Origin of the sequence: Dactylosporangium sp. CA-139066 (assembly GCF_050936175.1) — a bacterium.
GTDB lineage: Bacteria > Actinomycetota > Actinomycetes > Mycobacteriales > Micromonosporaceae > Dactylosporangium.
The window spans coordinates 3590573-3613099 of the sequence record NZ_JBNJNH010000001.1; the positions used below are offsets into that span (position 1 = coordinate 3590573).

The following is a 22527-nucleotide window of genomic DNA, read 5'->3' on the forward strand; positions in this document are numbered from 1 at the left end:
GGCCAATGCGATCAAGGACCGGGTCACGGGATGATCACCGCGCGGCATCGGCGGTTCAGGGTGCCAGCCAACGCGGAATGTTGGTCACCGAGTGTTACGAGCGGCGCTCACGGTCGGCGGCTTGAGCGCGCAGCTGATCAAGCGCTGCTGATCGTGGCAGGCCGCAGACCGCTGGGGCGTACGGCGGCGATAACGGCCCATTCAGGGCATTGAACCTGGCCGCAGCTCAGGAGGGCGGCTGTGGGGTGGTGCCGGTAGAGGATGATCTGCTCGTGGGTAGGCATACATCCCGCGAGGCGGCGGAGTTCGTGGTCGGCGATCCGGACGCCCCCTGGGCTCTGCGGCGGTGGCGCTGGTGGTGGCTGTTTCCGCCGCTGGGCCTGGCGCTGTGGCCGATCTCGCCACTGCTGGCGATCGGTCTGACAGTGTCGCTATACGGGTTTGGCGTCAGCACCCGCGGGCTGGCGCCATACACGCGCGGTCCCCGAGACGGGCTGATCTTCGTGCCGCAGAACGAGCGGGGCGCGTGGCACGAGGCCAGACAGTCGATCGGGCGCATCCGCGCGGCATGGCCGGCCCTCGGCGTGATGGCCGACCCCGCCCACATCGGCCGGATAGCCGAGCGGCTCGGCGCGCTGCGCCGGCTCGCCGAGATTTCCGGCGAGCATGCTCACCAACAGCACCGCGCCGAGCAGGCCCGCAGGGCGCTGCGCCGGGCCCGATGGGCGGACGAGGGCGCTACGGACAGGCCTGACGTGGTCGCCGAGGTCGCGGACCGAACCGCGGCGGTACTCGCCGCGTACCGCGAGTTGTCCGCGCTGCCCCGCCCGGACACAGCGCCGGGAGACATGACCGGTACGACGCCGTGATGTGCCGCAAGACGTTCCGGTGATTGGTCGGTCGACACCCGCCGCCAGGCGCTGCTGTCGATGCATGTTTACGTCTTCGCTCTCGGCCGCCTCCCGCTCGTCGAACGGGATCATCCTGGCCGGATGCGCGCTCATCGGCATGGTCATCCGATCGCGCTGCGCCCGGCCTTCGGGTCGGGCGAGGAATCGCAACACGTCCTGGACGCTGCGGTTGATCACCGTGAGCCCGCCCATGAACCCGCCCGGCCACGTGACGAGCTGGTAGCCGCACTCGACCGGCGGCGCGGCGAACGGGGCAGCCAGCGCGGCCGCGGTGGCGGCCAGGGCGCGGATGCCTCGCATCGCGCGACGCTACGGCGGGCGGTGAGCGCGGCGGGGGCGGAAGGTTACAGCGGGACGAAGATGAGCCGGTCCCGGATGAGCTCCAGGCGGTCGGGGGTGAGGCCCTCGCAGTACACCATGATCTCCTCGGCGCTGCCGAAGCCCCCGAGGCGTTCGCGCTCGGTGGTGATCGCGGCCGCCACCTGTGGGGAGAGGTCCAGCTCGGTGGCGAGGACCGGGGCCGGGACGTGGTTGACGTCGACGAGGCCGCCGTCGTCGTACTGGCGCTGCAGGTCCGGGCGGCCGATGCGCAGTTCGGCGGCGAGGGGCGGGTTGCCGCCGAGGATCGCGCGGGCCTCCCGGCGGCGGTCCAGGCGCCACTGGGCCGCGGCGATCGCCGGGTCGGTGGGCGGGGCGGGCCGGGGTGGCGGCGCCGCGAACGGCGGGCGGCCGAGCTCCGCGACCTTCAGCTGCAGGTACAGCACGTGGATGGTGCCGGCGAACCACGGGATCGCGAACGCGGGCATGACGATCGCGTCCGACAGGGTGCCGCCGTTCTCGGGGGTGAACTGCACGGCGACGAAGAAGAACAGCGTGAGGGCCAGGTAGGCCAGGGCGGCGGCGCTGTGCTTGCGGTTGCGCAGCTTCACGCCGCCGACGAGGACCATCGGCGAGGTCGCGAAACCGAAAGTGACGAGCGGCAGGAGGAACCACCACCAGGTGCGCCGGCGCATGGCACCAACATAAGCCGTGGTCGCTACTGCACGGTGATGACGACCTTGGCGCGGGCGTGTTCGATCTCGAGGTACCGGACGGCGTCGGCGGCGCGCTCCAGCGGGAACGTGCGGTCGACGGCGGGGGTGACCTCGCCGGACTCGAGGTACTCGCGCAGCGTCGCCAGGCTCTGCGCGCTGGGCGGGACGTTGTTGAGCGACACGATCCGTTTGTCGCGGCGCGCGGCCAGCGATGCCCGGATGAGCAGCGCCATCGGGCCGAAGACGGTCGGGCGGCCGCCGCCGGAGACGCCGCCGCCGGCCAGGACGAGCCGGCCGTCGTCGGCGAGGACGGCGCGGTAGTCGGCGAGGGTGCGGTTGCCGACGAGGTCGAGCACGACGTCGTAGCGGCGGCCGGCCCGCGCGAAGTCCTCCCGGGTGTAGTCCACGACGTGGTCGGCGCCGAGGTGCGCGACCAGCTCGGCGTTGCGGGTGCTGCACACGCCGGTGACCGTCGCGCCGAAGGCCTTGGCCAGCTGTACGGCGAAGGTGCCGACGCCGCCGGAGGCGCCGTTGACGAGGATGTGCTCGCCGGGCCGCACCCGGCCGGCGTCGCGCACCGCGGCGAGCGCCGTCGTGCCGGCCAGCGGCACCGCGGCGGCCTGTTCGAACGTGAGCCCGGCCGGCTTGCGGCCGAGCCGGGCGACGGGCACGCGGGCGTACTGCGCGAACGCCCCGTCGTCCTCGCGCTGGTCGGCGTACACCTCGTCGCCCGGCTCGTAGCCGGTGACGCCCGGCCCGACGGCCTCGACGACGCCGGCGAGGTCGCTGCCCCGCACGGTTCTGCGCGGGCCGGTCCGCCCGAAGTTGGACGGCATCGCCATCCGCGCGAAGTAGGGGTCCCCGCGCATGATGTGCCAGTCCCGGGCGTTGACCGCGGCGGCCCGCACCCGCACCAGCACTTCCCCGTCGCCGGCCACCGGCGGCTCGACCTCGCGCAGCCGCAGCGTCTCCGCCGACCCGTACCGCTCCTGAACGATCGCCTTCATGCCATCGATGCTCGCGGCGGCCGTGATCGTCCTCATCGGCACATGGGCCGCGGATTTCCCGTACTTTCGGCGCGCCGCCCCCGTTCGTTTGACGGCGTGAGCGCTCGAGCAGCCGGCCGCGGTCGCCGAGCGGTACGCGCGCGGTCAGGCCCGGGGGAGGACCGCGGTGACCGTCCAGCCGCGGCCCGGGCCCGGCCCGGCCTCGCAGGTGCCGCCGACGAGCCCGGCGCGCTCGACCATTCCGGCCAGCCCGAACCCGCCGGCGGTCGCGGTGGCGCGGGCCGGCGCGGACTCGCCGTCGTCGCTGACCTGAAGGCGCACCGAGGCGGCGTCGGCGACGACGCTGACCTCGATCCGGGTCGCGTTGCGGGCGTGCCGGCGCGCGTTGGTGACCGACTCCTGCGCGAGCCGGAAGACCGCGGTGCCGATCGGCGCGGGCAGGTCCTCGACGTCGCCGGAGACCGCGACCTCGACGGCCGGCCCGACGAGGTGCCGCCCGGCCAGGCCGTGCAGGTCGGCGACCCGCGGCGCCGGTGCCAGCTCGGCCGGCTCGTCGGTGCGCAGCACGCGCACGATCCCGCGCATCTCGGCCAGGGCCTTCGACGCCTCGGCCTCGATGACCCGCAGCGCGTCGGTCGCCGCCGCCGGGTCGGACGGCGCCGTGGCCAGGCCCGCCTGCGCCCGGATGATCATGGCCGACACGTGGTGGGCGACGGTGTCGTGCAGGTCCCGGGCCAGCCGCTCGCGCTCGAGCAGCTTGACCTGGTCGAGCTCGCGCTGCCGGGCCCGGGCGCGGTACCGGAACGCGGAGCCCAGCGCCGACACCGCGAACAGGACCCCGAAGGCGCCGATCGCGTCGCCGGCCGCCATCCACCCCATGAGCAGCGCGAGCAGCACCTTGGCGGCGATGATCGCGCACCCGGCGACCGCTTCGCGCCCCGAACCCCAGCGCAGCAGCGCGTAGGCCAGGAACAGCACGAACGCGAACGCGTTGAGCCCCAGGTCGTGCCCGGTGACGATCGGGGCCAGGCCGCACGCGCCGAACGCGGCCGCGACCGCCGGCAGCGGGTGCGTGCGCCGCCACAGCAGCGTCGGCAGTACCGCCAGAGCCACCCCGGCGGCGAACCAGCGCCACGGCAGATCGGGCCGGGCCAGGGTCTCGACCACGACCGCGAGCGCGAAGCCGCCGACGAGGACCCAGTCGCGCCAGACCCGGGCGGGCGGCGCGGCCGGGCTCGGCTCGTCCCAGACGGAGCGCAGCAGGCCGGGCATCGCTGTCCATCGTATTGGCCGCCCGGCCGGCGCGGATCCGACCAAAGTACGACCGCCCGGGCCGCCGCGCCGCGTGGATTCGGCCCCTTTGTCCGGCCTTGCGCCGCAGGTCCGATCGTCATGGGCGAGAAACCACGCTTTGGCCCGGTTTCGTCGTATTAGCCTGCAAGGGTGGGCGGATACCACCTCGGCATCGACTTCGGCACCGCGCGCACCGCCGCGGTGCTGGCCCGGCCGGACGGGCGGCGAGAGCAGCTGCTGCTCGAGCCGTCCGCGGTGTGCCTGGACAACGCGCCCCACTTCGCCGCCGGCCACGACGCGATCGAGGCCGGCGCGGCCAGCCCCGACCGCTTCGAGCCGTACCCGCGCCGCAGCATCGACCGCGGCGCCGTCGTCCTCGGCGGCGTCGAGTGCCCGGTGCGCAGCCTGTTCGCCGCCGTGCTCACCCACGTCGCCGCCGCCTCCCGCCGGGTCGTCGGCGGCCCCCTCGCCAGCGTCGCCCTCACCCACCCCGCGGCCTGGCACCGCCCGCACACGACGGTGCTGGAGAAGGCGGCCAACCTGGTCGGCCTGCGCCCCGCCCGCCTGGTCGCCGAGCCCGTCGCCGCGGCCCTGCACGCCGACGAGACCGGCCGGCTCCCGCTGCCCGAGGGCGCCTCGGCCGTGGTCGTCGACGTCGGCGCCGGCTCGTTCGACGCGGCCGTCGTGGCCCGCACCGGCCGCACCGTGTCCCTGATCGCCTCGACCACCGTCCCCGAGGCCGGCGGCCTGGCGCTGGACGCATCGATCCTCGCCTACCTGGGCTCCGCCTTCGCCCGCCGGACGGTCGGCCAGTGGCGCCCCGACCAGGCGCTGCTCGATGGCGCCCGCGCCGGCCGCGAGGAGCTGACCGCCGCGAAGGCGTCGACCATCCCGGTACCTTGGTCCGCCTCCGGCATGACGCTGACCCGGACCCAGTTCGAGGCGCTGGCCCGCCCGCCGCTGCAACGCGCCATGCAGTCCCTGGCGTCGCTCGTCGCCGGCGCGGGCGTCGGCGACCTGGCCGGCCTGCTGCTCACCGGCGGGGTCGCGGACACCCCCCTCGTCACCGAGATGCTGGTCGAGACGCTGGGCCTGCTGCCGGTACACCTGGAGGGCCCCATCCTCGCCGAAGGCGCCCTGCTGGCCGAGCCCTCCGCCGTCCCCCGCCGCCCGCGGCGCCCCGAGGCGCCGGCGGTGCCGACCGGCCCGCGCGTCGACCCGAACGACCTGTGGGCGGCGCTGCAGCAGCAGCCCGGCGCGCAGTCGCCCGCCGCGCCGAGCCCGCAGTTCCAGGCCCGGTCCGCCTGGCCGTCCTCGGAGGACCCGTGGGCGGCCCTGCAGCGCGAGGCGACCCGGGCCCAGGCCCACGCCCCGGCCCCCGCCGCGCCCCCAGCCGCCGCCCGCCCGGCGGCGGCCCGGCCGGCGCCCCGCGACGCCCGGACCACGGCGCTGCGCCAGACCCCGGTCGCGCCGCCGATGGCCGCGGCCGCCCCGACCGCTCCCGCGCCGGCGGCGCCACCCCCGGTCGCACCGGCTCCGGTCGTCGCGGCCGCCCAGCCCCGCCCGGTACAGCTCGAGCCGTGGGAGATCCGCGCCGAGCTCTGGGTGCTGGAGCAGGACAAGCCGTGGCGCTTCGAGCAGGAGCTGCTGAAGATCCGCGCCGAGTGCCGGGCCGCGCAGTCCGAGTACCGGGCGGTCAAGGCCGACCTGGTGTCCGCCGCGCAGGAGGTCATCCAGCTGCGCAGCGAGATGGACCTGGCCTCCACCGACCTGCACGCGGCCGCCGTCGGTCTGCGCGCCGCGGGCGCCGAGCTGGACGAGTTCGAGGCCGAGCTCGACCTGATGGTGACGAAGTTCCGCACGCGGCGCGAGCCGCCCCCGGACGCCGTCACCCCGGAGCCCGCAACCATCCCCCACGAGCCCGAGCCGAACCAGGCCGTGGCCGAGCCCGACGTGCTGGCCACGCTCAGAGCCATTACCGAACCAGAGCCGGAACCGCAGCCGGAACCTGAATCTGAACCTGAACCCCAGGTGGTCGTCGAGCGCGAGAGTGCCGGCGAGGTCGAGGACTTCGGGGCGGTTGTGCGGGTCGTGCGGCGGTACATGCAGTCGGCGCGCCGCGGGGCCGTGGCCGAGAAGGAGCCGCTCCACGAGCGCGACGGCTGGGACGCGGACGCCGAGCTGCCGCTGTCCGACGTCGCCGTCTCGCCCTCGCCGCTGTTCCCGGCGCCCAAGCTCACCCTCGCCGACCGCTCCCGGCCGGCGTCGGCGCGGGAGCGGGTGCGGCGGTGGCGGGAGGCGCGGGCCAGGCGCCGGCCGGAGCCGTCCGGGCCCCGCGGGCACCGGCGGCAGCGGATGCGGCCGGGGGTCAGCGCCGCGATCACGCTCGTCGTCGCGCTGGTCGCGCTCGGCGGCGGTACCCTCGCGGCGCTGAAGCTCACCGGGTCGATGCCCGATCACGACTTCCAGGTGGGGGAGTGCGTGGCGCAGCAGGCCGACCGCGCCACCGTCGTCGACTGCGATGCCCGCGGCGCGTTCGAGATCACCGAGCAGGTGCCGCGGTCCGAGCGCTGCCCGGACCGCAACCAGCCGTTCGTCATCAAGGGGGAGGCGTTGTACTGCCTGGTGCCGGTGCGGTCCCGGCCGTGACGCCGCACGGCCGGGACCGGGGAGGAGCGGCTACGGCGTGACGTCGGCGCTGTCGATCGCCACGTTCCATCCGCTGCTGGCCGCGTTCTTCATGCCGGTCACCCGGATCCGCAGCGTGTGCGAACCGGCGGCGAGCACCGGGCTCGTCCACGCCACGCCCGAGGCGTTGCGCGCCGCGGCGTAGTTGTCGACCAGGGTCTCCGCGCCGCCGTCCAGCGACAGGGCCATGATCTGCTGGTCGGCGTCGCGGACCGCGTGCAGCGCGACGCGCGTGCCGGTGAAGGTGAACGTCGCCGTCGAACCGGCCGTGAAGCTCCAGTTCGCGGTGCCGTTGAACATGTCCGGCACGCCCGTGGTCAGGCCCCAGCCGGAGCCGTAGGCGAAGCGGGCGTCGGTGCCGTCGTACGTGCTCGCGGCCGCCGCCTGGGTGACGTCGGCGCGGTCGAGGGCGATGTTGATGCCGGTGCTCGACGGGTTGCGCTGGCCCGTGTTCACGATCGTCAGCGTGTGCGGGCCGGACGCCAGGACGGCGCTGGTCCACACGACGCCCGATGCGTTGCGCGTGGCGGCGTAGTTGTCGAGCGTCACCGGGGTACCACCGTCGACCGCGACCGTCATGCGGCCCTGGTCGACGTCGCGGACGGCGTGCAGCGCGACCTGGGTGCCGGAGAAGCGGAACGTGGCCGTGGCGCCGGCGACGTGGCTCCAGTTCGCCGTGCCGTTGAACATGTCGGGGACGCCGGTGGTGAGGCCCCAGTTGGCGTCGTAGGTGAAGTCCGGGGCGGCGGCGTCCACAATGGTCGGTCCGCCGGTGGTGCCGCCGTCGAGCGGGGTGCCGAGCGTGACGGTGTACGCGTCCGAGCCCGCCGTCATCGGCACCGCCACGTTCAGCGTGCCGACGGTGACGGTGACGTCGGCGCTGGAGACGATCGCCGGTCCGGTCAGCGGGGACTGGTTGGCGATGCGGGCCACCGTGACGCGGGCGCGGCCGTTGGTGACGAGCCACGACGGCACGCCGCGCATCGCCACCGTGGTGGTGCCGGTCTGGCCCGTCTGGTTGCCCAGCAGCGCCACCGCGCGGCCGGCGTTGCGGTCGATGCTTGCGGCGACGCCGATCGGGCCCGAGCCGGTCGCCGCGACGAGGTTCCCGGTCATCTGGGCGTAGGCGCGGTACGTCCACCACTGCCCCGTGGGCTGCCCGTTCCACAGCACCGAGTCGAGCGTGCCGGCGACGCAGCAGTCCGACCAGATCGCGTGCGCGGCCGCGGAGACGTTGGACGCGGCCAGGCGGGACAGGAACCAGGCGAGGTACCCCGGCTGCTGCTGCCCGGAGAAGAGGTACTCGTCGATGGTGAGCGGCAGCGCCGCGACCCCGTGTGCGCTCACGATCGCGGCCGCGTCGGCCGAGTCGGCCAGCGGGTCGTTGCCGAAGTGCCAGTTGAGGACGTTCGGCAGGGTGCCGTCGGCCTTGGTCCGGGTGATCCAGGCGTCGAGCCAGGCGTGGTTGTAGCCGGAGTACGACGGGCCGACGATGACGGCCGCCGGGTCGACCCGGCGGAACTCCGTCACCGCGGTGTTCCACATCTGGTAGTACTGCGCGCTGTTGACCCCGCGCGGCCAGAAGCCGGTGCCGTCGGGCTCGTTCCAGATGTCGTACTGCACCCGCGCCCCCGACGCCTTCACGTCCGTGGCGAGCCGGTTGACGAACGCGCGCCAGTTGGTGCAGTCGCCGTTGTCGCACGGGTACACGGTGTTGGACGGCTGCTCGGTGTCGGCGCCCCACACGTCGGAGACGAGCAGGTGGTAGGTGGCGTTGTAGGGCGCGGCGGTGACCCGGCGGGCCTGCCCGATGGCGGAGTTGAGGCGCACCTGGTAGCCGGATCCGGCGGCGTACCCGTCGCCGATCCAGCCGTGGCCGGCGATGCGGGCCCCGCCGCCGCGGAACAGCGTCGGGTGCAAGGGTTGCAGCAGGGAGTCGGCGGGTCCGGACCCGTCCTGGTTGAGTCCATACAGGAACCCGGACCCGGCGAAGGTGGGCGTCTTGCCGACCGCGGAGAAGTCGACGCTGACGGTGGTGTCGGCGGCCGAAGCGACCGACGGCACGGCGGCGAGCGCCAGAGCGAGGAGCAGGACGGCGACGAGGCGGCTTGGCGGAGCGGCGCGGGACATCAATCCTCCTGATGGATGGGGAGACGGGCGTCGTCTCGCAGGAACAAGGGGATCCGGGCCAGCGGAGCGTCGACGGTGACGCTGCGCCCGCCCGGGAAGGTGGTGCCGGTGTCGGTGTGCGTCCAGCGGGCGCCGGCCGGGAGGTACACCTCGCGGTCACGCGCGCCGGGGTACAGGACGGGCGCGACGAGCAGGTCGCGGCCGAACAGGAAGGCGTCCTCGACGTCCCAGGCGGCGGCGTCGGACGGGAACTCGACGAGCAGCGGGCGCAGCAGCGGCAGGCCGGAGCGCAGCTGCTCGTGCAGGTACGGGCGCAGCCGCTCCCGCAGGCGCAGGAAGGCGGCGAGGATGGCGTAGGCCTCGTCGCCGTACGACCACACCTCGTTCGGGCCGCCACCGACCCCGACGCCGGCCCGGCCGGTGCGGGGCTCGCGGTGGCCGTGCAGGCGGAACAGCGGGCAGAACGCGCCGAACTGGAACCACCGCACGAGCAGTTCCCGGTACGCCGGGTCGTCCGGGTCCCCGCCGTGGAAGCCCCCGATGTCGGTCGTCCACCACGGGATGCCGCTCATCGCGACGTTCAGCCCGGCCCGCACCGACGCCCGCAGCGCCGGGAACGTCGCCGGGATGTCGCCGGACCACAGCGCCGCGCCGTAGCGCTGCGAACCGGCCCAGGCCGAGCGGACCAGCGACAGCACCTCCGTCTCGCCCTGCTGACCGAGGTATTCGAACGCGCCCCGGGCATGCTCGCGCGGGTACAGGTTGGCGACCTCGGCGCCCGGCCCGGCGGCCAGGCTCAGGTTGTGGAAGTGGCCGGGGCGCATCTCGGGCTCGCAGGCGTCGAGCCAGAACACGCGGATGCCGTCCTTGCCGTACGACTCGTGCACCCGCGCCCAGAGGAACTCCCGCGCCCGCGGGTCCGTGGCGTCGTAGAACGAGACCCCGATCGGCGCGTCGGTCTCGCCGTCGGGCCATTCCGCGTGTACGCCGCTGCCGCTGTCGGTCGCCACCAGCAGCCCGGCGTCGCGCATCGCGGCGTGGTTCGCCGACAGCGGGCTGACCGACGGCCACACCGACACCGCCAGCTCGACGCCGAGCCCGCGCAGCTCCTGGACCATCGCGGGCGCGTCGGGCCAGTCCTCGCCGTCCCAGTCCCAGTCGCCGAGGTGGCGCCAGTGCAGGTAGTCCGCGACGATGACCGACAACGGCAGGCCGCGGCGACGGTACTCCCGGGCGACCTCGAGCAGCTCGGCCTGCCCGCGGTACCGAAGCTTGCTCTGCCAGAAGCCCGACGCCCAGGCCGGCAGCTCGGGCGCGGGCCCGGTCACCTCGGCATAGCGGCGCAGGATCTCGGCGGGCTCGCCGGCGGTGAGCCAGTAGTCGATCTGCGGCGCCCGGTCGGCGACCCAGCGGGTGCCGTTGGCGGCCAGTTCCACGCGCCCGACGGCCGGGGTGTTCCACAACAGCCCGTAGCCGCGGCTGGACACCGTGAACGGGATGCTCACCTCGCCGTTGCGCTGCTGCAGCTCGAGCACCATGCCCTTCTGGTCGAAGCGGCCGTGGCCGTGCTGGCCGAGGCCGTAGAAGCGCTCGCCGTCGTAGGCGGCGAAGCGCTGCTCGACGCGGTGGCCCCCGCCGCCGGCCGGCTCGAAGTGCCGCGGGCCCGGCCACCAGAAGTGGGCCGGGGCCTCGCGCAGCAGCTCCTCGCCGGTGTCGGCGCGGCGGGCGGTGAGCAGCCCGCCGGCGCTCACCTCGACCCGCAGCCGGCCGTTGACGAGCGCACCGTCCACGATGGACGCACCCGGGTCGGCGGGCCGGTCGAGCAGGGCGCCGGGCCGGTCGTCGGCGATGCGGTGCCGGCCCGCGCGGACCCGCACGCTGTCGGCGCCCCAGGGCTCGGCGACGAGCACGTCGTGGCCGTGCCGCCAGGTCAGCGCAGTGGTCATTGCTCTCCTAATCCTTGACGCTGCCGCTGGTGATGCCGGCCGCGACGTACCGTTGCGCGACGACGAGCAGCGCGGCGACCGGCAGCGAGGCGATGACCCCGGTGGCCATCACGCTGTTCCAGTCGCTGATGTGCGCGCCGATGAAGCGGTAGATGCCGACGGTGATGGGGGCGGCCTCGTCGCGGGTGGTCAGCGTGACCGCGAAGAGGAAGTCCGCCCAGGCGAACAGGAATGAGAACAGCCCGGCGGTGATGACCGCGTTGCGGCTCACCGGCAGGATCACCGACCACAGTGTGCGCAGCGCCGAGGCGCCGTCGAGCTGGGCCGCCTCGCGGATCTGGGCCGGAATGCCGCGCATGAACGCGTGCAGGATGAGCACGGCGAACGGCACGCACAGCGTCGAGTCGGCCAGGATCAGCGCGAGCGGGGTGTCGAGCAGGTAGAGCTCGTTGGCGGCCACGTAGAACGCGTTGGCCATCACGATGCCCGGGATCATCTGCGCCACCAGCAGGCCGAACAGCAGCGAGCGGCGCAGCGGGGCGCCGAGCTGGGCCAGGCCGAACGCGGCCGGCACGGCGACGGCGAGGGTGACGCCGACCGTGCCGAGCGCGACGTACACGCTGGTCAGCAGGTGCCTGCCCTGGCTGGACAGGGCGTTGCGGTAACCGTCCAGGGTGCCGTGGATCGGCAGCCAGACCGGCGTGGGTTTGATGAGGTCGGTGGACGGCAGCAGTGACGCGTTCACCATCCAGTACAACGGAAACAGCATGACCGCGAGGACGATCACGCCGATCGTGGTGTTCGTGCCGGGTCTGGGTCGGTCTTTGCGAAGCCGAACCGAGCCAGACTTGGCATCAGCGCGCCTCACGACGAGCGCCGTTCCGCGCGCAGGTAGCCGATCGCGAACACCACGGCGACGACGATCAGCAGGTTGCCGACGGCCGCGCCGCGCCCGAACGCGAGCTGCTGGAACGACAGGTCGTAGGAGTAGGTCGTCAGGGTCTGCGACGAGTCGGCCGGGCCGCCCTGGGTGAGCACCATGATGACGTCGAACACCTTCAGCGTGTAGATCAGCCCGAGCGTGAGCACGACCGAGGTGACGGGCCGCAGCAGCGGCAGCGTGATGTGCCGGAACCGCCGCCACGCCCCGGCGCCGTCCAGCGCGGCGGCCTCGTAGAGCTCGTCGGGGATGGACTGCAGCCCGCCGTACAGGATCACCATGTTGAAAGGAATTCCGACCCAGACGTTGACCAGTGTGACGGCGGTGAGCGCCATGCTCGTGCTGGCCAGCCAGGGGATCGGCTCGTCGATGAGGTGCAGGCCGAGCAGCGACTGGTTGAGCACGCCCGAGTCCGTCTCGAGGATCCACCGCCACGCCGTGCCGGACACCACCAGCGGCAGCAGCCACGGCACCAGCAGCAGCGAGCGCAGCACGCCGCCCAGCGGGAACCGGCGGCGGAAGAACACCGCCAGGGCCAGGCCGATGCCGAACTGGAAGGCCAGCGAACCGGCGGTGAACAGGACCGTGTTCGTGAAGGTGCCGGCGAACGCCGGGTCACGGAACACCTCGCGGTAGTTCCGCAGCCCGGCGAACGGCGCGACGCCCGTGTAGAAGGACGAGACCGTGTACTCCTGAAAGCCCATCCGCACGTTGGTGGCGAGCGGATAGAGGTAGAACAGGATCAGGTACAGCCACGCCGGGACGACGAAGGCGAGCCGCTTCACTTTTGGGCAGCCGCCCTGAGCGCCTCTTCCGGCGACTTCCCGCCCGCGAGGCAGGCCTGGATCGCGTTGAACAGCGCCTCGCTGGCCTTCGGGTAGCCGGTGCCGAGCTCGGCGGTGCGGGCCTGGGCGGTGGCGACCTCCTCGACGAACGCCGACAGCTGCGGGTCGCTCTGCGCGAGCTGGGCCGCGGCGGCCTGGTTGCTCGGGATGTAGCCGGCCGCCTTCGACCATTCGAGGCTCTTGTCCTGGCTCAGCAGGCACTTGAGCACCGACAGGGCCTTCGCCTCGCGCTGCGGGTTGCTGTGCCCGACCGTCCACATCTCGCCGCCGAGCGGGGTCACCGGCTTCGCCGTGGGCGAGGGGATCGGGATCGGCACGATGCCGAACTTGAGGTCGCTCTTCTTGTTCAGCGTCGGCAGCTGCCACGGCCCGTTGACCATCATCGCGGCGTTGCCGGCCATGAACTGGTCGTTGACGTCGGCCTGGGTCCAGGTGACGACGGACTTGGACGCGGCCTTGGCCTCGACGAGGTCCTTCCACAGGGCCAGGGCCTTGATCGCCTCGGGGGAGTCGAGCTTGCCGAGGCTGGCGCCGGCGGTCCAGAAGAACGGCTCGAACTGGAAGCTGCCCTCCTCGGTGCCGACGGCGGAGAAGGCGATGCCGTAGCGCGTGCCCTTGGTGAGCGCCTTCGCGGCGGCGGTCAGCTCGTCCCAGGTCTTCGGCGGCTGGATGCCGGCCGCGGTGAAGAGGTCCTGGTTGTAGTACAGCGCCAGGCCGTTGACGCCGGGCGCGATGCCGTAGGTGTCGCCCTTGTACTTGCCGGCCGCCACGATGGAGGGGTACAGCCCGTCGGTGGACAGCTCCTTCAGTGCCACCAGGCCGCCGGTCGCGGCCAGCTGCGGCAGGTCGGGGTTGTCGACGAGGGCCAGGTTGGGCAGCGAGCGCGACGAGGCCTGCTGCAGCAGCTTCGGCATGAACTGGGCCCGCGGCACCTGCTGGTGCTGGACCTTGACGCCGACCTGGGCGCCGCACTCGTCGAGCAGCTTCGGCAGCTGGGTGTTCTGCGGCGCGGCCTCGTAGTAGTCGATCTCGGTCAGGGTGTCGGTGCCGTCCTTGGTACCGCCGGCTCCGTTGCCGCACGCGGTGAGCGCGAGGGCGGTGAGGACGGCGGCCGCGAGCTTTCTCATGTGGGGGTGAGCCTCTCTCGATTTGTCGAACTGATTCGACAAACTGCGGAAGGGAGCGGGGTGTTCGGGGGGCGTCGGTTCAGCGGACCTTGAGCAGCGGGGCCAGCATCGTGACGGAGGGCTGGACCTCGTTGTTGAGCAGCCCGGCGAGGCGCTGCACCGCGGTGCGGGCGAGCTCCTCGACCGGCAGGGACACCGAGGTGACCGGCGTGGCGAGCCGGTCGACGGCGTCGTCGGGGCAGATGGCGACGATGTCGACGTCGGGCCGGCCGAGCCCGGCGAGCCGGTCGGCCACCAGCGGCAGCGCCCACTCGTTGTAGACGACCATCGCGGTGATGCCGGGGTCGCCCTCGAGCAGCTCGCCCAGCGCGTCGACGACCCCGCCGGCGGTCGGCAGGCAGGGCGTCCAGGTCGCCGCGGCGCCCTGCTCGCGCAGCGCGTCGAGGGCCCCGTCGCGGGCGTGGGCGGCGTAGGCTGCGCCGCGGCGGTAGGTTTCGGGGTGCTGCCCGAGGAAGCCCACGTGCGTGTGGCCGCGCTCGACGAGGTGCTCGGCGGCGGCGCGCCCGCAGGCGACGAAGTCGAAGTCGACGTACGGCAGGCCGTAGGGGTTGTCCGGCGTGCCGACGAGGACGGCCGGGCACTGCAGCGCGCGCAGGAGCTTGGCCCGGGGATCCTTCTGCTGTACCTCCATCAGCATCACCCCGTCGACCAGCGCGGTGCCGACGGCGTCCCGGATCGCGGACGTGCCGTCGTCGTCGGTGAGCATGAGCAGCTTCAGGCCGGCGTCCTGGGCGGCGGTGAGGGCCGCCCACACGTACGGCATCTGGACCTGGTTGTGGGGCCCGTGCACGAGCGGCAGCGCCATGGCGATGACCCCGGTGCGCTTGGTGCGGATGGAGCGCGCCCCGGCGTGCGGCCGGAACTGCAGCTCGGCGATGCTCGCCTCGACCCGGGCGATCGTCTCGGGCGAGATGGAGCGGTTGCCGCTGAGCACGTACGACACCGTGCTGCGCGACACCCCCGCGTGCCGGGCCACGTCCGCGATGGTCACTGCCATTGCCCGAGTCTCCTCCTCCCGCCACCGTCCGGGCGCCCCGGGTGAGGCCGGCGCGTCGAACTGTCGAATCAGTTCGACGGGTGGACCGTAACATCGCGGCAACCCGGCGGCAAGAGGTCGCGCCGGGTCGCCGCGACGAGGCGCGGAGGCAGCCGCAGTCGGCGGCAAACGGCTTGCAGCGCTGTCGCTGGGCGCCGCCTTTCGACGGCGCCGCCGTGTTGCGGGGGCGTCGCCGTGTTGCGGGGGCGTCGCGGTGTCGCGAGGGGGCCGCGGTGTCGCGAGGGCGCCACCGTGTCGCGGGCAAGCCGCCGTGCGCGGGCCGGGCGGTCCGGGCTACGGGACGGTTTTCTCGATGGCCGCCGGCCCGAGCTCGTCGAGTTCGGCCTGGGCGCGGCGGATGTTCTCCGGTGTCGGGTCGTGGCCCTCGGCCGCGGCGAGGTCCTCCGCGGTCCACTCCTGGTCCGCCCCGGTGCGGGCCTCGTGCCGGCCGTTGGCGTCCACGGTGCGGGCCGCGGCCGGGACGCCCGAGATGATCGGTGTGTTGTCGTCCATGGTCACCTCGTACCCGCCCGCGCGGCGGCTAAGCCCCGCCCGGTGGCGATCGGCTCAGGGGCAGGCGGCGGCCAGGCCGTGGAACTGGTCGCGCTTCCAGCGCTCGCGGCCCGCCCCGTTGACGACGAGCAGCTCGGCGCCGGCCGCGGTGCCGCCCGGGCACAGCGCGTCGTCGAGGCGGTGGTGGCGCTCCGGCGCGCCGTAGAAGGCCTCGAGGCCGGCGCGGTCCAGGTCGTACTCGGGGCCGGTCGGCTCGACGAACAGCACCGCGACGGCCGTGAAGCCGTCGGGAACCTGTGCCCGGTCGGGCAGCAGGCGGTAGGCGCGCTGGTTCGTCACGTCCTGGACCGCTGCGCCCGCGGCGCCGATGCGGACGTGGACGGCCGGGTCCGCGCGCAGCAGCGCGGCGGCGAACTCGACCGCGCGGCGGGCGCTGGGCTGGCCGAGGCGGGCGGCGATGTGCTCCGGGTCGTCGAGGCGGCCGGACGTGACGAGCGTCTGCAGCTCGGGCAGCAGGTGGTCGCTGACCAGCCATTCGAGGGCGCCGACCACGCGGGACGGCTCGTCGGCGCCGAGGGTGCCGCGGCCGCGGGTCATCGCGTCGGCGGCCAGCAGGATCTGGCGCTGCAGGGCGGGGTCGAGCTCGTTGATCACCGGGGACTGCGACGGGTCGACGCCGAGGGCCTGGAGGCGCTGACGAACGGCGGGGTCGGGGCCGTCGAGCGCGGGGGAGTACACCTGGACGGAATAGCGCACCGTGCCCGGGTTGGCGAACGTCATCACCGGCGTGCTCGACCAGGCGCCGGGCTGCAGCGCCCCGAGGTGGACGGTGCGCACCGGGGTGCCGGGGGCGACGCCGGCCAGGACCGTGGCGTCGCCGTTGGCGCTGCCGACGTTGGTCACGGTGACGCTCCACTGGCACTGCGGGGTGGCGCAGGCGGGCGCGTTGACCCGGATCGCGAACCGCGGCGCCGGCACGTTGACCACCTTGAACTGCGACACCAGCTCGGCCGGCGCGGGCGAGGCGGCGGGCCCGGGCGCCGCGCCGCTGCCGGACAGGCCGGCGGCCGCCGGGGTGAGCACGTCGGCGACCGCGGCCCGGGTCTGCGCCAGGGTGGCGTCGTCGGGGGCGTCCAGGGCGATGGCGACCCGCGCGCCGGACGGGAGGCGGCCCTCCGGCTCGAGGCGGCCGACCGCGCCCAGCGGGCCGCCGAGCCAGACCAACGACCGCGGGGCGGACTTCGTGAGGGCGAGGGTCCAGTCGCCGTACTGCAGCACGTCCACAACCTGGCCGCGCCACACGGCGGTCCCGGCCGCCTTCGGGTCGTGACCCGACATGGCGTTGCCGGCCGCCGCGCCGAGCGCCTTCGGCGTGAGCGACAGCGCGATGTTGACCGGCACGGCGACGCCCGGCCGGGGCTCGACCCAGCGGCCGGCGAGCGCGGACGCCGTCTCCGGGGAGCGGCGCGACCACCAGTCGGCGTCGCCGCGCACGTAGGTGTGCAGGCCGTTGTTGCGCACCTCGGCCGTGCCGCCGCCGGGGTCGGTGATGGTGCCGCTGCCGATGCCGTCGGCGGTGAACGTGAGGTCGGCGTCGACGGACGCGCCGCCGGGGCTGCTGAAGGTGACCCGGCTGTGGACGCCGTTGGCGCCGGTGAGGGCCTCGACGGCGGCGTCGGCGGCGTCGCCGTCCGGGCCGCCGCCCACCGCGACGACGATGCCGGCGATGCCGAGCGCGACGGCGACGAAGGCGGCCCCGAGCAGCCCGATCAGCACACTGTTGCGTGACGCCGGCGGCCTCGCCGGAGGGGGCCCGGGCATCGGCGGCGCCGGCAATGGCGGTGCCGATACCGGCGGTGCGGGCGTGTCCCACGCGGGGGCCGCGTCGAGCGCGTCCCAGACCGGCGGCGCCTCGGGCTCCGGTGGCGCCGGCGGCGCGGCGGGGGCCGGCGGCGGGGGCGCCGGGGCCTCCCAGACCTCGGCGGGCGCGGCGGCCGCGGGCGGGTCGGCCCACGGCGACGGGGCGTAGAACGGGTCGTCGGGGCGCCGCGGCGGCTGGTAGACGGGGCGCGCCCAGGGGGAGACGCCGTCGTGGTCGTCGGCCATCGTCTCCCCCCATTCGCGTTACGGACGGTCGTCGATCCGTTGCGGATCGATGACCGTCCGATCGTACGTCACCCGCTCCTGCGTCAGGAGGTGGTGAACATCGCGTAGAGCGAGGCCGGCGCGTTGATCGCCCCGGACGGCTTGGTGATCGGCTTGACCGCGTCGAAGCCGCTGAACACCAGGTCGATGGTGAGGCCGGGGTCGATCGCGGAGCCGTCGAGCTTGAGGGCGGTGAGGCGGCCCTGGTCGTCGACCGTGGCCGTGAACGGCACCGCCTTGGCCTTGTCGCCGACCTTCTTGAGCAGCTGCTCGTCCGGCGCCACCAGACTGTCGGCCGCGGTGACGTCGACGACGCCGCTGAAGTGCGTGGCGTCGGCCTGCTTGACGTCGGCGGCGCCCTGCAGCATGCCGGCGGTGCCGATGGCCGGGTTGCCGTCGGTGTCGATCGGCAGCTGCGTCTTGTCCTCGACCTTCGCCGGGTCCAGGTGCATCCACTTCGTCTTGGTGATACCGAGCTGCTTGTTCCCGGCGGCGCCGAGGTCGGCCTTGAGCCATACGTCGGGGGCGATCACGATGTACGCGAGGGAGATGGTCGTGCCCTCCACCTTGCCGCTCATCTCGACCGACGCCGCTTTGGCCTTGGCGTCCACGCGGCCGCCGCCGGACATGCCGGCCTGCTTGACGGTGAAGGTGAACGAGGCCTTGTCGAGGGTCTGGACGGCCTTGAGCAACACGTCCTTGGGCGCGGGCGCGGTCGACGCCGGGGCACCGGCCGCGCTCGTGTCCAGCGGCTCGTCACCACCGCACCCGGCCAGGGCGCCGCTCGCCAGTGCGGCGACGAGCAGGACGCGCAGGTACTTCATCATGCCTCCCTGATTGCGGCCCGCCGCACCCGCTGGGCGGCGGCGCCGGAGGGAGGCTACCGGTCCGCCGCTCGCCGTGCGGTCCCGCCTGCCGTACGGCCGCAGCGCCCTCCACCGTTTCGCCGCGGCCGGGCCCGAACGACCGAACCCGCCGGGTAGACATGCGCGGCCTCCGCTTGCCGACGCCCCGGGCCGGGCGCAGGCTCAGGGCTACGGACGAATTGGTCCAAGGTGATGTCCGATGTGGCAAGTCTTCCGGCGCCCCGATGACGCGGCCGATCTGCGCGCGGCGCTGCACGCCCTCTTCCCGGACGAGGAGGCGGCGCGGATGATCGCCGCGTACCGGGCGGCCGGCCCGCTCACCGACGCCGAGGTGGCGTCGCTGGGCCGCCTCGACGCGGCCGACCGATCGGCGCTGCTGTTCCGGCGCTTCCCCGGCCTGGATGCGGGCACGGCCGCCGCCACGGACCTCGAGCTGCGCCGGGGCGCCCCGCCGTCGGGCCACCCCGGCGCCGCGGGCTGCCGGCAGTACCTCGGCGAGGACGTCTAAATTTCGAAACTCATGGACGTGGCAGAGCGGCGCCGGCCTCGCTGTGACCAACTTCCGCTGACCCCGCTCCGGTAAGGTCGCCGCCCATGGCGACCTTACCGTGGCCCGAGGCCGCGGCCTTCCCGATCGGCGACGCCCGGCCGGACGGCTTCGTCGTGGCGCCCGGCGGGCGCCGTGCGGTGTACGTGACGCCGGACCTCGTCGTCTGCGTCGACGGCCGCGGCGAGGTCTGGCGGTTCGAGATCGCGCCGCCCGCGAAGCCCCGGCCGGGCGCGCGCGCCGGTTGCGCGTACTCGCTCGACGGCGCCACGGTGTGGGTGTACATGCCGGATGCGATGGCCCGCGACGCGGGCCCGGATCGCTGGCTCGCGCTCGACGGGGCCACCGGAAGGCTCATCGACGCGGCCGCCCTGCCGACGGTCGGGCAGGGCGCGAGGCATTTCGCGCACCCGGATGCCGTACACCTCCTGCTCGACGTCGGCGAGGGCCAGGACGGCTGCTGCACCTACCGCGCGCGCATCGACGATGGCCGGATCGAGCTGCACGAGTACCCGTGGACGGACCGGTCCCTCGTCGCGATCGCGCCGGACGGGCGGCACTTCATGACCGTCGACCACGGGCAGGCCGACGCCGCGTTCCACACCTACCCGGACGGCGATGTCGTCGCCCGGGTGGCGGTCGAGGCGCTCGGCCACGACCCGGACGAGGCGTTCGTCGAGTGGATCGGTGGCTACCTCGATGTCGGCACCGCCGTGGTCACCGTCGCCGGGGAGACCGAGGACGAGGAGGAGTGGCTTCAGCGGTACCTCGTGAACCCGCACACCGGCGCGGTCCTGGGCCGGTTCGAGTCGCCCTCCGAGGACGTCTCCGACCCGCGGGCGCCCGGGGGCGGCGCCTGACTCACGAGGTGAGGTGGGCGACGAGGTCGGCCGGGCGGCTCAGCGCGCACAGGTGGCCGCCGGGGATCGGCTCCACGGCCAGGCCCAGGCGCTCGCGGACGACCCGCTCCTGGTACTCCAGCGGGAACAGCCGGTCCTCGCGGCCGCTCAGCGCCCGCGTCGGCACGTCCGGCCAGGCCGGCAGCGGCCACGGCTCGCCGAACGGCGTGTCCGACTGCGGCGGCTGGCCCCGCATCGCCTCCTCGGTGACGGCGGGCGGCACGTCGTGGAAGAAGTGCACGAGCAGGTCGAACTCGGCGTCCGGGTCGCGGCCCTCGCGCACGTCCAGGGCGCGCCGCGCCGCCTCCTGGCCCGTGTTGGCCCAGTACTCGCCGGCGGTCTCGCCCGGTGCCGGGATCATCGCGTTGACGAGGACCAGCTGCGTCACCGGCAGCCGGTCGCAGGCCAGCGGCGCGCTGAACCCGCCCATCGACTGCGCGACCAGCACCACGTCGCCTTCGTTGCCCGCGGCGGCGACGATCGCGTCGGCGTACTCCCGCAGGCCCGCCTTGTCGTCCCCGGTGGGCAGGTCGACGGCGATCGCGTCGTGGCCGAGGTCGCGCAGCAGCGGCACGACCCGGTGCCAGTACCACGCCGCGCCGCCGGCCCCGGGCACCAGCACGTACCTCACGACGCACCCCCGGCGCCCGCCCCGGCCAGCACGGCGGGCAGGCGCGTGGTGAAGTCGAGGACCCCGACCCACGACGGGCGCAGCGCGATGCGGGCCATCCGCGTGCCCGGGTGGTCCACCGCGGCCACGTTGGCCGCGCCCTGCTGCGCGCCGTAGTAGCGCCGGTGCGCGAGCGCGTACTCCGGCACGATCCCGTCGACGTCGGTGACCTCGGCGTCCCCGCGCAGCAGCAGTACCTCCGGGGGCGGGCCGGGCACGTCGATCGTGACGGCCACCGCCGGCCGGGCCCGCAGCGCGGCGATCTTCCCGGCGCCCGCGAACGTCGACATGACCAGCTCCTCGCCGGTCCAGTGGAACATCATCGGCATCACCCGGGGCGTGCCGTCGGCCGCCACGTAGGCGAGCCGGGCCAGCTCCCGCGAGCCGAGCAGCCGCACCGCGACCTCGTGCTCGAGCAGCCCCGGGGAACCCTGCGCAAGATTCGTCATCGCCGCACCTCCACATCTTGGTGCTAATTTAGTACCACTAGGTGTGATGCTAGTACAATCGTCGGCGTGGCGCGAACCTATGACGATCCGTGCGGCCTCGCCCGGGCCCTCAACCTCGTCGGCGACCGCTGGGCGATGCTGGTCGTGCGCGAGCTGCTGCTCGGCCCGAAGCGCTTCGCCCAGCTGCGCCGCGGCCTGCCCGGCGCGAGCCAGAGCATGCTCACCAGCCGCCTGACCGAGCTCGAGGAGGCGGGGGTGCTCCGCCGCGTGTACTTCGGGCCGCCGACGGGCGCGTGGGCGTACGAGCTGACGCAGCGCGGCCGCGAGCTCGAGCCGGCGCTGCTGGAACTGGCCCGGTGGGGCAGCCGCGCCGAACTCGCCACGACGGCCGAGCTGAGCGTCGACGCCCTCGCGCTGGCGATGCGCACGACGTTCGACGCCCCGGCCGCGGCCGGCCTCCAAGCGCGCTGGGCGCTAATCCTCGACGGCGACCCGCTGGCGTGCGAGATCGCCGGCGGCGCGCTGCGGATCACCCGCGGCCCGGCCGGCGCGCCCGACGCGACCGTCGAGACGTCCGCCGCGGCGTGGCGGTCGCTCATCTTCGCCGGCGCGCCGCTGGACGGCTCCGTCACCGTCAGCGGCGACCGCGACCTCGTGCAGCGTCTGGTGACGCTGTTTCCGCGCCCGGCGCCGCACGCTGCGTAGGCGCGCCGGTGGCCCGGGACAGCGCGTGGCGCAGCAGCGGGCGGTACACCCGCAGCGAATCGGCGAGCGGGGCGAAATGCGAGCCGGAGTTCCCGTCGAGGTATGTGGTCGAGACCTCGACCTCGTCGAGTTCGCGGCCGGCGGCGACGGCGGCCAGCAGCACGTTCATCTCGTAGTCGAACCCGTCGCCGGGGATCGAGCACAGCCAGGGCAGCGTCGCGGCCGGGAAGCCGCGCAGCCCGGTCTGGGTGTCGCGGATCCGCCGGCCGGTCGCCGCACGGAACAGCGCGCCGGTGAGCGCGTTGCCGATCCGGCTGCGCGGCGGGACGGCGGTGTCGAAGCGGCGGGCGCCGAGCGCGATCCGGTTCGTCGCGCCGGCGTGCCGGCCGACCCGCAGGATGTCCTCGACGCGGTGCTGGCCGTCGCCGTCGGCGGTCACCACGGTGCGTCCCGGCACGGCGTCGGCGACGTGGCGCAGGCCGGCCTTCAGCGCCGCGCCCTTGCCCCGGTGCGCCGCCTGGCGCAGCACGGCGGCGCCGGTCCGGCCCGCCGCGTCCAGTACGCCGGCCGCCGACGGGCCGCTGCCGTCGTCGATGATCACGACGTGGGCGGCGGGCGCCTCGGCCCGCAGCGCGGCCGCGAGCTCGGTCAGCCGGCTGTCGGGGAGGTACACGGGCAGCAGCACGATCATGGGGGCCTCCTCGCCGGGCGGTTAC

General features: G+C 74.3%; 20 protein-coding genes. 4 read left to right on the top strand and 16 right to left on the bottom strand.

Going from position 1 to position 22527, the window contains the following annotated elements; translation table 11 throughout:
• Positions 1–431: 431 nt before the first annotated feature.
• The 4 genes from ACQEVU_RS16370 to ACQEVU_RS16385 form a co-directional block, all read right to left on the bottom strand.
• Positions 432–1211, bottom strand: a complete 780-nt coding sequence (locus ACQEVU_RS16370) for a hypothetical protein (RefSeq protein WP_433324255.1) — start codon at positions 1209–1211, stop codon at positions 432–434.
• 44 nt (positions 1212–1255) lie between these two features.
• Positions 1256–1924, bottom strand: coding sequence for a ComEA family DNA-binding protein (locus ACQEVU_RS16375; protein WP_433324257.1), 669 nt, complete (start codon positions 1922–1924; stop codon positions 1256–1258).
• Positions 1925–1947: 23 nt separating this feature from the next.
• Positions 1948–2952: an NAD(P)-dependent alcohol dehydrogenase gene (locus ACQEVU_RS16380; RefSeq protein WP_433324259.1), complete on the bottom strand. Its 1005-nt coding sequence runs from the start codon at positions 2950–2952 to the stop codon at positions 1948–1950.
• Positions 2953–3096: 144 nt separating this feature from the next.
• Positions 3097–4224, bottom strand: a complete 1128-nt coding sequence (locus ACQEVU_RS16385) for a sensor histidine kinase (protein ID WP_433324261.1) — start codon at positions 4222–4224, stop codon at positions 3097–3099.
• Positions 4225–4395: 171 nt separating this feature from the next.
• Between ACQEVU_RS16385 and ACQEVU_RS16390 the strand changes: the two genes are divergently transcribed.
• Entirely contained in the window at positions 4396–6894 is a 2499-nt protein-coding gene (locus ACQEVU_RS16390) for an Hsp70 family protein (protein ID WP_433324263.1), read from the top strand.
• A gap of 30 nt (positions 6895–6924) precedes the next feature.
• Here ACQEVU_RS16390 and ACQEVU_RS16395 read toward each other — a convergent pair whose 3' ends face one another.
• The 9 genes from ACQEVU_RS16395 to ACQEVU_RS16435 form a co-directional block, all read right to left on the bottom strand.
• Positions 6925–9063, bottom strand: coding sequence for a hypothetical protein (locus ACQEVU_RS16395; RefSeq protein ID WP_433324265.1), 2139 nt, complete (start codon positions 9061–9063; stop codon positions 6925–6927).
• Positions 9063–11009, bottom strand: a complete 1947-nt coding sequence (locus ACQEVU_RS16400; RefSeq protein ID WP_433324267.1) for a glycoside hydrolase family 31 protein — start codon at positions 11007–11009, stop codon at positions 9063–9065. The genes ACQEVU_RS16395 and ACQEVU_RS16400 overlap by 1 nt, the downstream gene beginning before the upstream one ends.
• Positions 11010–11016: 7 nt before the next feature.
• Positions 11017–11796 (bottom strand): carbohydrate ABC transporter permease, encoded by a 780-nt coding sequence (locus ACQEVU_RS16405; protein ID WP_433324269.1) that lies wholly within the window; start codon positions 11794–11796, stop codon positions 11017–11019.
• Positions 11797–11873: 77 nt separating this feature from the next.
• A complete protein-coding gene (locus ACQEVU_RS16410) occupies positions 11874–12734 on the bottom strand; it encodes a carbohydrate ABC transporter permease (RefSeq protein WP_433324271.1) in 861 nt (286 codons plus the stop codon).
• Positions 12731–13921, bottom strand: a complete 1191-nt coding sequence (locus tag ACQEVU_RS16415; RefSeq protein ID WP_433324273.1) for an ABC transporter substrate-binding protein — start codon at positions 13919–13921, stop codon at positions 12731–12733. The genes ACQEVU_RS16410 and ACQEVU_RS16415 overlap by 4 nt, the downstream gene beginning before the upstream one ends.
• Positions 13922–14000: 79 nt before the next feature.
• Positions 14001–14978, bottom strand: a complete 978-nt coding sequence (locus tag ACQEVU_RS16420) for a LacI family DNA-binding transcriptional regulator (RefSeq protein WP_433324275.1) — start codon at positions 14976–14978, stop codon at positions 14001–14003.
• Positions 14979–15311: 333 nt separating this feature from the next.
• Complete coding sequence (locus tag ACQEVU_RS16425; protein WP_433324277.1) at positions 15312–15530, bottom strand: hypothetical protein; 219 nt, start codon at positions 15528–15530, stop codon at positions 15312–15314.
• Positions 15531–15584: 54 nt separating this feature from the next.
• A complete protein-coding gene (locus ACQEVU_RS16430) occupies positions 15585–17636 on the bottom strand; it encodes a hypothetical protein (protein ID WP_433324279.1) in 2052 nt (683 codons plus the stop codon).
• 83 nt (positions 17637–17719) lie between these two features.
• Entirely contained in the window at positions 17720–18499 is a 780-nt protein-coding gene (locus tag ACQEVU_RS16435) for a hypothetical protein (RefSeq protein ID WP_433324281.1), read from the bottom strand.
• Between the two features lie 241 nt (positions 18500–18740).
• Between ACQEVU_RS16435 and ACQEVU_RS16440 the strand changes: the two genes are divergently transcribed.
• The gene (locus ACQEVU_RS16440) at positions 18741–19049 is read left to right on the top strand and encodes a hypothetical protein (RefSeq protein ID WP_433324283.1); all 309 of its coding nucleotides are present in this window, start codon (positions 18741–18743) and stop codon (positions 19047–19049) included.
• An 86-nt stretch (positions 19050–19135) separates the two neighbouring features.
• On the top strand, positions 19136–19948 hold the full coding sequence (locus ACQEVU_RS16445; RefSeq protein WP_433324285.1) for a hypothetical protein: 813 nt from the start codon (positions 19136–19138) through the stop codon (positions 19946–19948).
• Position 19949: 1 nt separating this feature from the next.
• Here ACQEVU_RS16445 and ACQEVU_RS16450 read toward each other — a convergent pair whose 3' ends face one another.
• Together ACQEVU_RS16450 and ACQEVU_RS16455 are read right to left on the bottom strand one after the other, a co-directional pair.
• The gene (locus ACQEVU_RS16450; protein WP_433324287.1) at positions 19950–20618 is read right to left on the bottom strand and encodes an alpha/beta fold hydrolase; all 669 of its coding nucleotides are present in this window, start codon (positions 20616–20618) and stop codon (positions 19950–19952) included.
• Positions 20615–21106 carry a pyridoxamine 5'-phosphate oxidase family protein gene (locus tag ACQEVU_RS16455; protein WP_433324289.1) on the bottom strand — a complete coding sequence of 164 codons (492 nt, stop codon included), beginning with the start codon at positions 21104–21106 and terminating at the stop codon, positions 20615–20617. The genes ACQEVU_RS16450 and ACQEVU_RS16455 overlap by 4 nt, the downstream gene beginning before the upstream one ends.
• A 66-nt stretch (positions 21107–21172) precedes the next feature.
• Between ACQEVU_RS16455 and ACQEVU_RS16460 the strand changes: the two genes are divergently transcribed.
• Entirely contained in the window at positions 21173–21811 is a 639-nt protein-coding gene (locus tag ACQEVU_RS16460) for a winged helix-turn-helix transcriptional regulator (RefSeq protein ID WP_433324291.1), read from the top strand.
• On the opposite strand, the gene ACQEVU_RS16465 is transcribed toward ACQEVU_RS16460, so the two are convergent.
• Positions 21741–22502, bottom strand: a complete 762-nt coding sequence (locus ACQEVU_RS16465; protein ID WP_433324293.1) for a glycosyltransferase family 2 protein — start codon at positions 22500–22502, stop codon at positions 21741–21743. The genes ACQEVU_RS16460 and ACQEVU_RS16465 overlap by 71 nt on opposite strands.
• Positions 22503–22527: the final 25 nt, after the last annotated feature.